Origin of the sequence: Kitasatospora sp. GAS1066B (genome assembly GCF_041262605.1) — a bacterium.
GTDB lineage: Bacteria > Actinomycetota > Actinomycetes > Streptomycetales > Streptomycetaceae > Kitasatospora.
This window is the reverse complement of record NZ_JBGCCO010000015.1, coordinates 1-13,349: the sequence shown is the minus strand read 5'-3', so window position 1 is coordinate 13,349 and position 13,349 is coordinate 1. Positions and strand designations below refer to the sequence as shown.

General features: G+C 73.2%; 11 protein-coding genes and 2 pseudogenes. 5 read left to right on the top strand and 8 right to left on the bottom strand.

From position 1 onward, the window contains the following. Positions 1-29: 29 nt before the first annotated feature. A complete protein-coding gene (locus ABH937_RS18320; RefSeq protein WP_370218839.1) occupies positions 30-1,691 on the top strand; it encodes a phospholipase in 1,662 nt (553 codons plus the stop codon). Here ABH937_RS18320 and ABH937_RS18315 read toward each other — a convergent pair. Further along, the gene (locus ABH937_RS18315; protein ID WP_280691954.1) at positions 1,664-2,545 is read right to left on the bottom strand and encodes a GNAT family N-acetyltransferase; all 882 of its coding nucleotides are present in this window, start codon (positions 2,543-2,545) and stop codon (positions 1,664-1,666) included. The genes ABH937_RS18320 and ABH937_RS18315 overlap by 28 nt on opposite strands. A gap of 323 nt (positions 2,546-2,868) precedes the next feature. Here ABH937_RS18315 and ABH937_RS18310 point away from each other — a divergent pair, with 323 nt between their 5' ends. Further along, a complete protein-coding gene (locus ABH937_RS18310; protein ID WP_280691953.1) occupies positions 2,869-3,366 on the top strand; it encodes a universal stress protein in 498 nt (165 codons plus the stop codon). A 209-nt stretch (positions 3,367-3,575) separates the two neighbouring features. Here the strand turns inward: ABH937_RS18310 and ABH937_RS18305 are convergent, their stop codons facing one another. The 6 genes from ABH937_RS18305 to ABH937_RS18280 all read right to left on the bottom strand — a co-directional run bounded on the left by ABH937_RS18305 (position 3,576) and on the right by ABH937_RS18280 (position 9,826). Further along, positions 3,576-4,475: a hypothetical protein gene (locus tag ABH937_RS18305; protein ID WP_370218838.1), complete on the bottom strand. Its 900-nt coding sequence runs from the start codon at positions 4,473-4,475 to the stop codon at positions 3,576-3,578. Further along, complete coding sequence (locus tag ABH937_RS18300) at positions 4,472-5,521, bottom strand: SPFH domain-containing protein (RefSeq protein ID WP_370218837.1); 1,050 nt, start codon at positions 5,519-5,521, stop codon at positions 4,472-4,474. The genes ABH937_RS18305 and ABH937_RS18300 overlap by 4 nt, the downstream gene beginning before the upstream one ends. A gap of 127 nt (positions 5,522-5,648) precedes the next feature. Further along, positions 5,649-6,104, bottom strand: coding sequence for a hypothetical protein (locus ABH937_RS18295; RefSeq protein WP_280694284.1), 456 nt, complete (start codon positions 6,102-6,104; stop codon positions 5,649-5,651). A 182-nt stretch (positions 6,105-6,286) separates the two neighbouring features. Beyond that, positions 6,287-7,654, bottom strand: coding sequence for an MFS transporter (locus ABH937_RS18290; RefSeq protein ID WP_370218836.1), 1,368 nt, complete (start codon positions 7,652-7,654; stop codon positions 6,287-6,289). A 218-nt stretch (positions 7,655-7,872) separates the two neighbouring features. Further along, complete coding sequence (locus ABH937_RS18285; RefSeq protein ID WP_370218835.1) at positions 7,873-9,096, bottom strand: FAD-dependent oxidoreductase; 1,224 nt, start codon at positions 9,094-9,096, stop codon at positions 7,873-7,875. 1 nt (position 9,097) lies between these two features. Next, on the bottom strand, positions 9,098-9,826 hold the full coding sequence (locus ABH937_RS18280; RefSeq protein ID WP_370218834.1) for a TetR/AcrR family transcriptional regulator: 729 nt from the start codon (positions 9,824-9,826) through the stop codon (positions 9,098-9,100). Between the two features lie 285 nt (positions 9,827-10,111). On the opposite strand from ABH937_RS18280, the gene ABH937_RS18275 reads away from it, so the two are divergent. After that, the gene (locus tag ABH937_RS18275) at positions 10,112-12,163 is read left to right on the top strand and encodes an ATP-binding cassette domain-containing protein (protein WP_370218833.1); all 2,052 of its coding nucleotides are present in this window, start codon (positions 10,112-10,114) and stop codon (positions 12,161-12,163) included. Between the two features lie 303 nt (positions 12,164-12,466). Next, a pseudogene (locus tag ABH937_RS18270) lies at positions 12,467-12,750 on the top strand (transposase); the annotation flags it as partial. Positions 12,751-12,839: 89 nt separating this feature from the next. Here the strand turns inward: ABH937_RS18270 and ABH937_RS18265 are convergent. Continuing rightward, on the bottom strand, positions 12,840-13,061 hold the full coding sequence (locus ABH937_RS18265; RefSeq protein ID WP_280694280.1) for a hypothetical protein: 222 nt from the start codon (positions 13,059-13,061) through the stop codon (positions 12,840-12,842). 135 nt (positions 13,062-13,196) lie between these two features. On the opposite strand from ABH937_RS18265, the pseudogene ABH937_RS18260 reads away from it, so the two are divergent. Continuing rightward, positions 13,197-13,349 (top strand): annotated as a pseudogene (locus tag ABH937_RS18260) (transposase); the annotation flags it as partial.

Here is a 13,349-nt window from a genome sequence, read left to right as displayed (position 1 = left end):
CTGTTCGGATCCCGTGAAGGACCGTCAAGATGTCGCTGCTCAGGGCCTCCCACCGTTCGCGTCGTCGCCTCGCGCGATCCGTACTGACGCTCGCTATCGCGCTGGCCGCCGCGCCGGCCGTGCCGGCGGTGCCGGCGCTGGCCGCCGCGAACCCGACCGCCCCCACCCCGCACCTGGACGCTGTCGAGCAGGTGCTGCGCCAGGTCTCGCCCGGGCTGGAGGGGACGGTCTGGCAGCGTACGGACGGCAACGCGCTGGACGCGCCGGCGGATGACCCGGGTGGCTGGCTGCTGCAGACCCCCGGGTGCTGGGGCGACCCGTCCTGTGCCGACCGTCCGGGCAGTCGGGCGCTGCTGGCGAAGATGACCGCCGACATCGCCGGGGCGACCCGCACGGTGGACATCTCCTCGCTCGCCCCGCTGCCGAACGGCGCCTTCGAGGACGCGATCGTGGCGGGGCTCAAGTCCGCGGTGGCGTCAGGGCACCGGCTCCAGGTGCGGATCCTGGTCGGTGCCGCCCCGCTGTACAACATCACCGCGCTGCCCACCTCCTACCGGGACGAACTGGTGGGCAGGCTGGGCGACGCGGCCGGCTCCGTCACGCTCAACGTGGCCTCGATGACCACCGCCAAGACCGCCTTCTCCTGGAACCACACCAAGCTGCTGGTGGTCGACGGCCGGCGCGTGATCACCGGGGGGATCAACGACTGGAAGGCCGACTACCTGGAGACCGGCCACCCGGTCACGGACGCCGACCTCGCGCTGACCGGCCCGGCGGCCGCGACGGCAGGGCGCTACCTGGACACCCTGTGGGGCTGGACCTGTCGCAACAGCGGCCCGTTCTCGGCCGCCTGGTTCGCCGCCTCGAACGGCGCCGGCTGCCTGGCCACCCTCGAACAGGACTCGGCTGCCCCGGCCGACCCGGCTCCCGCCGGCGGCGTGCCGGTCATCGCGGTCGGCGGGCTGGGCGTCGGCGTCCAGAGCGTCGACCCGACCTCGAGCTTCGTGCCGAGCCCGGTCGACGTGAGCGGAAGTCCCGCCACCGCCTGCGGCCCGTTCCCGCTGCCCGACCACACCAACGCCGACCGCGACTACGCCACGGTGAACCCCGAGGAGAGCGCGCTGCGCGCATTGGTCGCCAGTGCCACCAGCCACCTCGAGATATCCCAGCAGGACCTCAACGGCACCTGCCCGCCGCTGCCCCGCTACGACGCCCGGCTCTACGACGCGCTCGCGGCCAAGCTGGTCGCCGGTGTGAAGGTGCGGATCGTGGTCAGCGACCCGGCCAACCGGGGCGCGGTCGGCAGCGGCGGCTACTCGCAGATCAAGTCGCTGTCCGAGGTCAGTGACGTGCTGCTGGACCGGATCAGCGCCGCCACCGGCCAGGACCGGGCCGGCGCGAAGGCGACCATGTGCCAGAACCTCCAGCTCGCCGCCTTCCGCGCCGCCCCCGGCGACACCTGGGCGGACGGCCACCCGTACGCGCTGCACCACAAGCTGGTCTCGGTGGACGGCGCCGCGTTCTACCTCGGTTCGAAGAACCTCTACCCGGCCTGGCTCCAGGACTTCGGCTACCTGACCGAGGACCGGACGGCCGCCGCCCAGCTGGACGCCCAACTGCTCACCCCCGAGTGGCAGTACTCGCAGGCCGCGGCGACCGTCGACTACACCCGGGGGCTCTGCTCCGCTTGACCGCTCGACCGCCTGAGCGCCGCACCGGTCAGGCGGGCTGCGCCGACCCAGTAGGCGAGTTCCTCGCGCACCGGTCGGAAGCCGGCCGCCTCGGCCAGCGCTCGACTGGGCCCGTTGGACCGGGGCGCGGTCCAGGTCGGCAGTTTGCCGCGGTGGCGGGCCGCCGTCGCGGTCGCCAGGACGCAGGCCAGGCCCAGGCCGCCCCGGCGGAACTCCGGGGCGGTCGCCACCGCCAGGTCCTCGTGCGCGAGCCCGCGCAGATGGCAGACCGCGAGCGAGACCAGTCGCCCCTCGACGAAGGCGCCCCAGGCCCCGCCGGTCGCGACGACGGCCCGGCTCGACCCCCAGGTCTCGGTGACCCAGCGCAGCTCGGGCCCGGCCGCGTCGAGCCGGGCCGCGTCCGCCGGGGTCAGCGGACGCAGCCGCACCCCCGCCGGGACCGGGCGGCGGCGCGGGCGGTGCTGTTGGGTGCAGATCAGCCGCACCCACGGGGTGACGGTGCCGAAGGTGCGGCCGAGCAGCGGCAGGAACTCGTCCGGGGCACTGAACTGCCCGCGCTGCAGCGGCGCGAGGAGCTCGGGTGACAGCAGTCGCGGATCGCCCCGCAGTACCCGGAAGGAGCCGCAGCGGGCCACGGCCACCCGGGGTGCGGCGGGGTGGTCGGTCCAGAGCGAGCCGTGTCCGGTGAGCAGCACGTGCGCGGCCAGCGTGCCGGGGCCGGGCCGCTCCGGCACGAACCAGGGAGCCAGGCGGCGAAGACGGCCGATGCCGGGCAGCGGTGCGCCCGACGGCGGGACGGCGGTGCGGGTCGTGGTGCTCCTGAGCGGCGGACTCGACAGCGGGCGGTTGGACATCCGCCCAGTGAATCCGGCCCGAGCCGACCGGAATCCGTCCCTGACGAATCCCTGTCGGCCGGGGCGACCGCTCTGACGGATCCTTACCGATCGTGACGTGCCGTGCGCGCTGGCGGGCCGGGCGTTAGAGCGGTGTCAGCGAGCGGGCGCGCGGCGTCAGGGAAGCGTCAAGAGGAACCGAAGGCGGGCGCCCGGTGATGCCTTATGGATCTGCGACGATCCCGCTACTTGACCTACAAATTCAAGGCGATATGATCGGTGCACCTGATAAACGAAGGACCAGCGGCGACCGCGGTCCACTACTGAGGGAAGTGCAGCTCATCATGGCCGAGTCCACCCGGGTCATCGTCGGCGTCAGCGGCTCGCGGCGCAGCACGGCGGTCCTGCAGCGTGCGGCGGCAGAGGCGGCCCGGCGTGGTGCCGAGCTCGTGCCGGTGATCGCCTGGACCCCGGTCGGCGGCGAGACGGCCTACCGCACCCACCCCTGCCCGCCGCTGGCCGCCGCCTGGGAGCAGGCCGCCCGTACCCGCCTGGACCAGGTCTTCGCCGAGGCCTTCGGCGGCTACCCGGAGAACCTGCGCATCACCCCCGTGGTGATCCAGGGCGAGGCCGGCCCCTCGCTGCTCCAGGTCGCCGACCGCGCCGACGACCTGCTGGTGGTCGGCACCGGCCGCCGCGGCCTGCTGCGCCCGCTGTTCGCCAGGGTCAGCCGGTACTGCCTGGCCCGGGCCCACTGCACCGTCATCGCCGTCCCGGCCGAGGCCGAGCCGACCGCGGTCAACCGGCGCCGCGGCCGCGGGCACCTGGCGATGGCGGCCTGACCCGCGCGGCGAGCGCTTGGCTCACCGTGGGCCCTAGGGCCTGTACGGCGGATCTTTCCGGGCCCGCGACGCCGGGCATCCCGGCTGGACGCACGCCCGAATCGCCCAAGTACGTCCAGTACGAGGACGACTCGGGCGCACGCCCAGCCGGGCGCCCAACGCCGCGGGCTCATCCGAAAAGATCCGCCGTACAGGCCCTAGGCGGTGGGTCAGGAGAGCAGCCGCAGCCGTTGCGCGGCCACCCGGATCCGCACGGTCTGCCCCCAACTCAGCTGCAGCGCGTCCGACTCCACGCCGTCGCCGAACGCGACCAGGCGGTCGGACTCGACGGTCAGAGCCAGTTGCTCGGAGGCGTCGAACAGCCCCTGCACCTGGCTGGTCCCGGTGACCGGAGAGGGCCAGGCCTCCCGGACGAACCAGCCCACCGCCGGCGCGCTCGGCTCGGGCAGCCGCAGCGTGCTCTGCCGCTCCAGCCAGGCCGAGTGGCACCAGCCGGTGGCGCCCGTGCCGGTGCCGACCAGGATGCCGGAGGAGGCCTGCGCCTCGGCGGCGGCCCCGGGCGCCGTCAACCGGTAACGCGCGGTCTGATGGCCGCGCTGGCCGACGTAGATCTCGTTGAGCGCCAGCAGCCGCTGGGTGTCGTCGGCGACGGCCTCGACCATGGTGCGCTCGGTCAGGTGCGCGGCCGCCGTGGCGGCGGTCGCCACCCGCAGCAACTCGGCGACCTCCGCCGGGCGGTGCTGCACGAGCCCCCCGGCGTTGCGGCCCGGGTCGGCGTCGATGCCGATCACCGGCTGTCCCGACAGGTACTTGGCCGCGTTCGCCACCAGGCCGTCCTGGCCGACCACGACCACCACGTCCTGCGGGGCGAACAGGAAGCGGTCCAGGTCGGCGCGCTCCACCCGGCTGCGCCGCCAGTCCAGCGGAATCGCGCCCGCCACCTCGGCCAGCGCCGCGAGGGTGCGGCGGTGGCGCTGCTCCACCTCGTCGAGCGAGCGGTCCCGGGCGGCGAGGAAGAAGGCGGCCTGGCCACGCGAGCCGTGCGTGGCCAGCAACTCCTCGTACTCGGTGCGGCGGTGCACCAGCACCACGCGCGGGGCGAGCGTCACCGCCCACTGCCGGCGGTGGGGGTGCGGCCCAGCTGGGACAGCAGGCCGGTGAGCACGTCGGGAGTGAGTGTGATGCTGTCGATCTTCGGCAGGTTCTCGGCCAGCCGGCCCAGCGCCAGGGCCTGCAGCACCTCGGGGTCGACCTGCTGGTGGGCTGTCAGCCAGGCCTCCTTCGCGGCCGCCTTGGCCGCGCCGTGCGCGCGCTCGGAGTCGGCCTGGGCGGCGGCCAGGATCCGGGTCGCCTCGGCCTCGGCGGTCGCCAGTCGGGTCCGCCGCACCGACTCCGCCTGCGCCCGCACCGCGTCGGCGGCGGCCTGCTGCTCGGCCTCGCGCCGGGCGTTGGCGCCCTGCTGGGCGACCAACTGCTCTTCCCGACGGGCGAGTTCGATCTTGCTGCCAAGCTCGTTCTCGGCGATCGCGCGCTCCCGTTCGACCGCCACCGCCCGGCGTTCGTAGGTCGCCCGGTCGGCCTCCTGCTGGACCCGCTCCCGGGCCGGCGTGCGCAGTGCCCGTTCCATCTCCGGCTCCGGTCGCAGCGCGGTGACCCGCACCGCGAGCACCGCCAGCCCGATCTCGGCCAGCCGCGGCTCGGTGGTCAGCCCTTCGGCCACCCGCCGCCGCACCGCCGTCACCCCGTCGGCGAGCGCCTCGGCGAGCGGGGTGCGCGCGATCAGTTCGAGGGCGTGCTGCTGGGCGGTCTCGGTGAGCAGCGTGCCGAGCTGGTCGAGCGGATCGGCCCGCCAGCTCCCGGTCTCCGGGTCGATGCCGAAGTCGAGCCGGGTGGCGGCCAGCGCCGGGTCGGTGATCCGGTAGGTGACCGTGGCCTGCACGGCGAGATCCTGGAACTCGGCGGTCCTGGCATGGAAGAGCATCGACAACTCCCGGTCATCGGCCGGGACTTCGGAGATCGCCGCAGTGAGCGGGCGGAACCAGAAGGCCAGCCCGGCCCCGTCGTGGGCGAGCTTGCCGCCGCGCAGGTGGCGGATGTGGGTGGTGGGGGCGGCCCGCAGGTGCCGCAGGCCGAAGCGGCGGGTGATGTCAGCCATGGCTCTTCCCTTCCCGGGGATCAACTCTTGGGGTTGGGCGATTTCTCGTCGAACTGACGATAAAGGATTGCGAGCCTTATCGTCAATACGACGAAATCGGAGCGCCGGGTCAGCGGGAAGCGCCGGCTCAGCAGGACTCGCGCAGGGTCTGGGTGCGCAGCGCGGCGATCAGCGGCAGCACGTCGTCACCGTCGGCGCTCTGGCTGACCGCGGCGATGGCGCCGATCACCGTCCGGGCGATGTGGCCGGCCACCGCGCTGTCGTCGCCACCGGCCTGCGCCCACGCTTCGAGCGTCTGGCCGAGCACCCCGCTGATCCGACCCAGCACGCTGCGGTCCAACTCCTCCGCCGCGTCCAGGGCCTGCTGCGAGGAGAGCCCGTCCGGACCGCCGACGGCCAGCGTCAGCAGGGCGCGCAGCGTTCGTTCGCCGTACAGGGCGAGCAGCGCCGGGAGCGCCCGTTCGCCCGCCTGGCGTTCGCCGAGCACCGTCAGCGCGTGTTCGTCGCGCTGCCAGCCGGCCTCCAACGCGGCCAGCGCCCGCAGGACTTCATCCCGAGTCAGCTCGGAGCCATCGTCTGCCATGCCACCACACGCTACGCGCTACGGGTCGACCGGGTGACCGATTGTGCCCTTTCGTCCCACCTCGGGGGAGAGACAGCCGAAGGGCGGCGGGCTCCTTCGCCCGCCGCCCTTCGCCCGCCGTCCTTCGACAGCTGCCCGTCTCCACAGCTGCCCGTCTCCACAGCTGCCCGTCACTCGAACGCTCAGAGCAGTTCGGGCGCCTCGTTGCCGACTGCCTCGATCGCCCGCCGGATCGGAACCCGCAGCAGCAGGGCGAAGCCGATCGCGAAGAAGACCAGCAGCGAGATGATCGCCACCCGGTAGCTGCCGGTCAGTTGGAAGGCCAGGCCGAAGACCAGCGGGCCCATCCAGCTGGTGCCCCGGTCGCTGATCTTGTAGAGGCTGAAGTACTCGGCCTCCCGCCCGGCCGGGATCAGATGGGAGAAGAGCGAGCGGGACAGCGCCTGGCTGCCGCCGAGCACCAGGCCGATCGCGGCGGCCAGCGCGTAGAACCAGATCGGCTGGCTGGCCGGCATCACGTAGCCGAAGGCCAGCGTGATCACCCAGGCCACCAGCGAGCCCAGGATGGTCTTCTTGGCGCCGTGCCGCTGCGCGATCCGGCCGAGCAGCAGCGCGCCGCCGATCGCCACGATCTGCACCAGCAGCACGCCCGCGATCAGCGTGGTCTGCCCCATGTGCAGTTCCTCGCTGCCGAACAGCGAGGCCTGCGAGATGACGGTCTGGATGCCGTCGTTGTAGCAGAGGAAGGCGGCCAGGAAGAGCAGGGTGAGCGGGAAACGGCGCATCCCGCGCAGCGTGCCGACGAGCTCCCGCAGGGTGCCGCCGGCGTGCTCGTCGACCGGTCGCGCGACCGGCGCGGTGGCCGGACGCTGTGGAAGCCGCAGCATCGGGAAGACGGTGAACGCGGCCCACCACAGGCCCGCCGAGGCCAGGCAGAGCCGCACCGCCGTCCCGGAGGAGAGCCCGAGCGCGCTGTGCCCGAGGAAGAGCCCGAGGTTGACCAGCAGCAGCAGCCCGCCGCCCGCGTAACCGAAGGCCCAGCCCTTGGAGGAGACCGCGTCCCGCTCGGCCGGCGCCGCGAGCCCCGGCAGGAAGGCGTTGGCCAGCGCCGCCGAGACCGCGTAGCAGATGTTGGCCAGCACCAGCAGCGCGCCGCCCAGCAGGTAGTTGTCGCCGTCCAGGAAGAACATCCCGACCGTCGCCGCCGCCCCGGCGTAGGCGAAGGCGCCCAGCAGCGTCTTGTGCTTGCCGGTGCGGTCGGCCGCGGCGCCGGCCAGCAGCATCACCACGACCGAGAGCAGCACCGAGGCCGAGACGGTGTACGGGAAGAACGAGCCGGCCCGCACCGGGATGCCGAGCGGGTGGACGTCGCCGTGCGCGTCCGCGGCCTTGGTGGCGACGTCCGTCAGGTACGGGCCGAGGAAGACGGTCAGGACGGTCGCCGAGAAGGCCGCGTTGGCCCAGTCGTTGAGGTACCAGCCGCGTTGGACGCGCCGGAGATCGACGGCGGCAGGGGCGGGGGCCGCCGTGTCGCGAACAGAATGTGGCAAAACCAGGCTCCGTGCTCGATCAGGACATCGCGCGGGGCGTCACGAACGGACGGCGATGCGATCCGTCATGATGCCATCGCGGCGCCGGTCGCGTGGAGCACGGATGTGTTCCGGTTCTGTGCTCCGGTTCCGTGCTCCGGTTCTGTGTTCTGGTTCGCCGGTGACCGGGAGGTGACCTGGGAAGCCGTAGCGGTCGGGGTGGCTCGCGCCCACCGGGTTCAGGCCGGCTGCCGGGCGGCGAACTGGTCGACCAGCGGCTGCGGCGCCGTCGGGCTGAAGCAGCTGATCAGGTTCGCGGCGGACTCGGCGGCCGCCGCCTCGCTGCGCGGGAAGAGGGCTTGCTCGTAGCGGCCGAGCGCGGTGGCCAGGTCGCCGCGGTGCGCGGCGATCGCGGTGCCGAGTTCGGCGCCGTCGAGCATGGCGAGGTTGGCGCCCTCGCCGGCGAAGGGGGACATCAGGTGGGCGGCGTCGCCGAGCAGCGTGACGCCGGGGGTGGGCTGCCAGCGGTGCCCGACGGGCAGCGCGTGGATCGCGCGCGGGACCAGCGCGCCGTCGGCCTCGGTGATCAGCGACCGCAGCCGCTCGTCCCAGCCGTCGAAGTGCTTCAGCAGCGCGGCCTTGGCCGCCCAGGCCTCGGGCTCGGCCTGGGCCTCGGTCTCGGTCTCGGTCTCGGTGAAGTCGAGCTCGCTGCCCCAGCCCTCGGGAGCCCGCAGCGCGACGTAGACGTGCACGTTGCCGTCGGGCTCGCGATGGGCGAGGAAGCCCCGGTCCTCGCCGAGCGCGAAGAACATGCCGCCGCCGACCAGGGAGGCGCTGACGGGGTGGCGGCTGTCGGCGTCCACCAGGTCCAGCTCCACCAGCGACATGCCGGTGTAGGCGGGCACGGCGTCGGAGACCAGCGGACGGATCCTCGACCAGGCCCCGTCCGCACCGACGAGCAGGTCGGTGGTGAAGGAGCCGCCGTCGGCGAGGGTCACCAGGTGGCGGCCTCCGCCCAGCGCCCGGGCACCGGTGACCTTGGCGCCCCAGCGGACGGTGTCCGCGGGCAGCGAGTCGAGCAGCAGCGCGCGCAGGCGGCCGCGGTCCACCTCGGGTCGCCCGCCCTCGCCGGTGTCCTCCTCGGCCAGGTGCAGCACGGCGTGCCGGTCCAGGATCCGCATCTCCTCGCCGCCAGGGAGGACCAGCGCGCGGAACTCCTCGTGCAGGCCGGCCGCCCGCAGCGCTGCTTGGCCGGACTCCTCGTGGATGTCGAGCATGCCGCCCTGGGCGCGGGCAGTTGGGGTGGCGTCGAGTTCGTAGACGGCTGCCGCGATCCCGTGCGCGTGCAGCACGCGGGCGAGGACCAGGCCGCCGAGGCCGGCGCCGATCACCGCGATCGGATGGTGGATCGGGTGGCCTTCGGTCGCCTCCGTGCTGCTGCCGGTGGTTGCTTCGGTGGTCATCTCAAGTGCTCCTCTGGTCGGGTTCGCCGGACCGGTCCGGCCGTGGCGTGTGGAGAATGCCGCTGATCAGCACCTGGAATCCCCAGGCGAGGCGGTCCTGGCCGGTGCCGGAGAGCAACTCGCCGCCGAGCGCGGCGAGCTGTGGGTGCCGGGCGCTGTCCGCTCCGCGCAGGGCCGCGCCGAGGTCGTCCATCTCCTGCTGGGCCTGGGCGTCGCCCGCCTGGTCCCGGGTGGCCTGCTCGGCCGCGGTGGCGGTGGCGTGTTGCAGCAGCAGGTCGACGGCCCAGGCGGCGCGCCCGGCCGGGACCCCGCCCTCGATGAGCAGCGCGAGCAGTGCCTCCAGCAGGTCCAGATAGCGGGCGCCGCTGGGCCGGGCGACCAGCGCGGAGCGGGCCAGGCCGGGGTGCTCGAACAGCACGTCGGTGTACGAGGTGAGCACCGTCGCCAGCCGCTCGCGCCAGTCGCCCGTCGTGCGTACCGCACTCAGGTCGACGGCGCCGAGCAACTCGTCCAGGATCGCGGCGTGCAGCTCGGCGGTGTTGCGGACGTAGACGTAGAGCGAGGCCGCGCCGGTGTCGAGCTCCTGCGCGAGCCGCCGCATGGTGGCCCGCTCCAGGCCTTCGGCACGCATCAGCGCGACGGCGGCCGCAACGATGCCGGCCCGGGTGAGCGCGGGCTTGGCGGGCCGCTCGCGACGGCTGCGGGGGGTCGGGGGAGGGGCTGCTGTCATGCCTCCACTGTAGCGAACGCGTTCGTCGCGAACAAGTTTCTAACGAACGTGTTCGTTGGCACGCTGCGCGAGGCCGCCACGCAGGCGCGGGGGTGACCGTCGCGGAGATCCACTGCCACCAACTCGCCGACGCGGACACGTATTCGCCCGGATCGAGTGAGACCTGGCGGGACACGCCGAGGGGCCGGTCGCGGCGCTGCCAGGATCGGGGACCGCACCCGGCCCGCCCGCCCCGCCCGAGCGGTGCCAGCAGCTGCCGTCAGTCCACCGAACCAGGGGAGCACTGTGTCCGAACACGCCGTCAGGACCGAGCAGGCCGCGACCGACGACACCGGCCGGCCCGAGCCCGACCAGCCCGACCAGCCACAGCGGGAGCCCGACGAGCCCGAGCCCGACGAGCCCGAGCCCGACGAGCCCGAGCCCGACGAGCCCGAGCCCGACGAGCCCGAGCCAGGCGAGCAGATCCGGGCGCACTTCCACGGCGACAACCGCCGCCGGGCCGGCGAGTCGGTCTCGGCCGCCGCGATGGTGCGCCGCCTGCCCCAACTCGTCCGCCGCGCCCTCGCCCTGGCCTGGCACGCCGACCGCACCGCCACGGTGCTGCTGCTCTGCTGCCAGCTGCTCTCCGGGATCTTCGGCGCGCTCGCCCTGTACGCCACCACCGGCACGCTCGGCGCCCTGCTGGTCCCCGGCCCGGTCGGCCTCCACCTGCGCAACGCCGCCCCGTCGCTGGCGGTGCTCAGCGCGGCCACCGCCCTGCGCGCGGTGCTCGGCATCACCGTGACCAGCCTGTCGACCAAAGTGGCGCCGCGGATCAACCGGGAGGCTGACCTCGCGCTGATCGCCGCCGGCTGCGCCGCCGAGTTGAAGGCATACGACGAACCGTCCTACGCCGAGCAGTGGGAGTCCGCCGACCGGGGCGCGGCCACCACGCCCGACCTGCTCTCCAACGCCCAGGACGTGATCGCCTCCACGGTCTCGCTGGTCGCGGCGGCCGGCGTGCTGGCCACCCTGCACCCCTGGCTGGTCCCGTTCCTGCTGCTCGGCTCGGTGCCCTCCGGCATCGCGGCCGTGCGCACCGCGCGGATCCACTACCTCGCCGCCGTCACCACCAACGAGGAGCGGCAGGCCCTGCGGATCTACCGTTGGTTCCTGATCGACAAGGGCCGCGCCGACCAGGTCCGGTCCGACCAGGTGACGCCGTTCATGATGGCGAAGTACCGGCAGGCCGAGGCCAGGATCGTCGCGGCGACCGACCAGGCCACCCGCAAGGCGGCGAAGGTGTCGCTGCTGGCTGCGCTCGGCACCGGCGCCGGGAGCGCGCTGATCTGGGGCGTCCTGCTCTTCCTGGTCGCCAGCGGCCGGATCGACCTGGCCGCCGCCGGAGCCGCCACCTTCGCGCTGCGCACCGCTTCCAACGGCGTGCAGGGCATGGTCGGCAACGGTGCCCGGCTCTACCGCACCGGCCTCTACCTGGACGACTACTTCAGGTTCCTGGACGAGGCCGGCGGCCACCGGATCCAGCGCGGTTCGATCATCCCGCCCGCCCCCGAACTGGTCGAGATCAAGGCGCTCTGCCACACCTACCCGGGCGCGCAGCAGGAACCCGCACTGCGCGACGTCAGCATGACACTGCGACGCGGTGAGGTGGTCGCCGTGATCGGGCAGAACGGCAGCGGCAAGTCCACCCTGCTCAAACACCTGGCCGGGCTCTACCTGCCGCAGACCGGGCAGATCACCTGGGACGGCGTGCCCGTCGAGGAGTTGGACGCCGACGGCATGTGGCGCCGGGTCGCCCGGGTCCCGCAGGAGTTCGCCCGCTGGCCGCTGCCCGCCGCCGAGAACGTCCACCTCGGACACCTCACCGAGGACCTGATGGCCGAAGTGCAGCGGGCGGCGGCGCACACCGGTTTCGACGAGGTGGTGGCCCGGCTGCGCTCCGGCTGGCGCACCCTGCTCGCCCAAGGCTGGCTGGGCGGCGCCGAACTGTCCGGCGGCGGCTGGCAGCGCGCGGCGGTGGCCCGCGCCCTCTACCGCACCACACTCAACCCCGGCCTGCTGATCCTCGACGAGCCGACCTCCGACCTCGACCCCAGGGCCGAGCACAAGATCCTGCACGCCCTGCGGACCTTCGCGCCGGACCGGATCACCCTCCTGGTCACGCACAACATCGCCAACGCGGCGGTGGCGGACCGGGTGATCGTGCTGGACCAGGGCCGCATCGTACAGACCGGCAGCTGGCCGGAGCTGGCCGCCCAACCGGACGGCCTCTTCCGCGAACTGCTGGACCTCCAGCGCGACCGCGCGGTGCCGAGCCAGCGGGCGGCCGGCGAGTAGGACGAACCGTCAGGGCCGGGTCTCGGCCGCCGTGCTTCGGGCGACGGCCGAGATCCGGCGTGCCGCCGCCGAGAAGGTCCGATCAACGTGATTGAGGACTACTGGCGGCCGGAGTTCTGCTCGCCCGAGCCCGACTCCACCCGCTACCAGGTCGAACACGCCCTCGATGTCGCCGCCAACCGCGCCGACCAGGCGCTCTTCCTGTTCGTCAACGTCTCGGCCACCCACGTCCCCCACGGCGATCGCATCGGCGACAGCTCCGACTCCTGGCAGTCCCAGAGCGCGGCCCTCGCTTACGCCGACGAACATCTCGGCTGGGTCGTCTCGGTCGACTCCACCATCGTGTGCGCCCACCAGAACGCGGCCGGGGCCCGTCAAAAGGGGCCCCTGCTGGCGAGCCCGACCGCCATGCCATCGGGCGCTCGCGCGGCGGGCTGACGACGAAGATCCACCTCGCCGTGGACGGCCGCTGCCGCCCGTTGTGCTTCCGCCTCACACCTGGCCAGGCCGGTGATGCACCTGCTTTCGAGCACGTCATGGCCGCCCTGCGCGTACCCAGGGCAATCGGCCGGCCGCGCACCCGGCCCGTCGTGCACCGTCTTCCAGGCGGGACTCCACATCGCGGGCATCTTCATCTGGTCCGCTCGATGATCCGAGAGGAGCCATCTGACGAGCGTCAGTTCCACGGATCCCGGTAGGGGTTTTCGCCCAGCAGCTTCGCTGCGGCCACGCAGAGGTCTTCGCCGAAGAGTTGGTTGCTGCCCCACTCGGAGCCCCACAGGTCGGACGCGGCCTGGGCCACAGCGCGCCAGGAGTAGTCCTCATCGCATCGCCACGTGCGGATCTGAGCAGCCATCTCCGGCGTGATCGTCGCCGGGTCAACCGTGTGATGAGTCACCCCAGCGACCCTAGTAGGGCTTGGTCAGGTCGACTCGATAGTGGCGTGTCTTTGTGTCGGGTGGTGCGTTGTTGAGGTGTGACACCTGGGGAGATGGCCGAGGTCCGGGAGGACCTGGAGGCGTTCGCGTCGGAGATGTTCGAGGCGTTCACGCGTACTGACCAGCGGCGTTGGGGGGCAGGCCTATGTGCGGGGGCTGCTCTTGGACGGCCGGCGCAAGTCGGTGGAGCCGATGGCCGTGCGGCTCGGTGAGGATGGCAACCGGCAGGCCCTGGCGCACTTCGTCAC

Bases quoted from the DNA above. Each gene is read 5' to 3' on its own strand.
- ABH937_RS18295 (WP_280694284.1), bottom strand. From the start codon at position 6,104: ATGGCAGACGATGGCTCCGAGCTGACTCGGGATGAAGTCCTGCGGGCG.
- ABH937_RS18320 (WP_370218839.1), top strand. From the start codon at position 30: ATGTCGCTGCTCAGGGCCTCCCACCGTTCGCGTCGTCGCCTCGCGCGA.
- ABH937_RS18285 (WP_370218835.1), bottom strand. From the start codon at position 9,096: ATGACCACCGAAGCAACCACCGGCAGCAGCACGGAGGCGACCGAAGGC.
- ABH937_RS18315 (WP_280691954.1), bottom strand. From the start codon at position 2,545: ATGTCCAACCGCCCGCTGTCGAGTCCGCCGCTCAGGAGCACCACGACC.
- ABH937_RS18310 (WP_280691953.1), top strand. From the start codon at position 2,869: ATGGCCGAGTCCACCCGGGTCATCGTCGGCGTCAGCGGCTCGCGGCGC.
- ABH937_RS18280 (WP_370218834.1), bottom strand. From the start codon at position 9,826: ATGACAGCAGCCCCTCCCCCGACCCCCCGCAGCCGTCGCGAGCGGCCC.
- ABH937_RS18300 (WP_370218837.1), bottom strand. From the start codon at position 5,521: ATGGCTGACATCACCCGCCGCTTCGGCCTGCGGCACCTGCGGGCCGCC.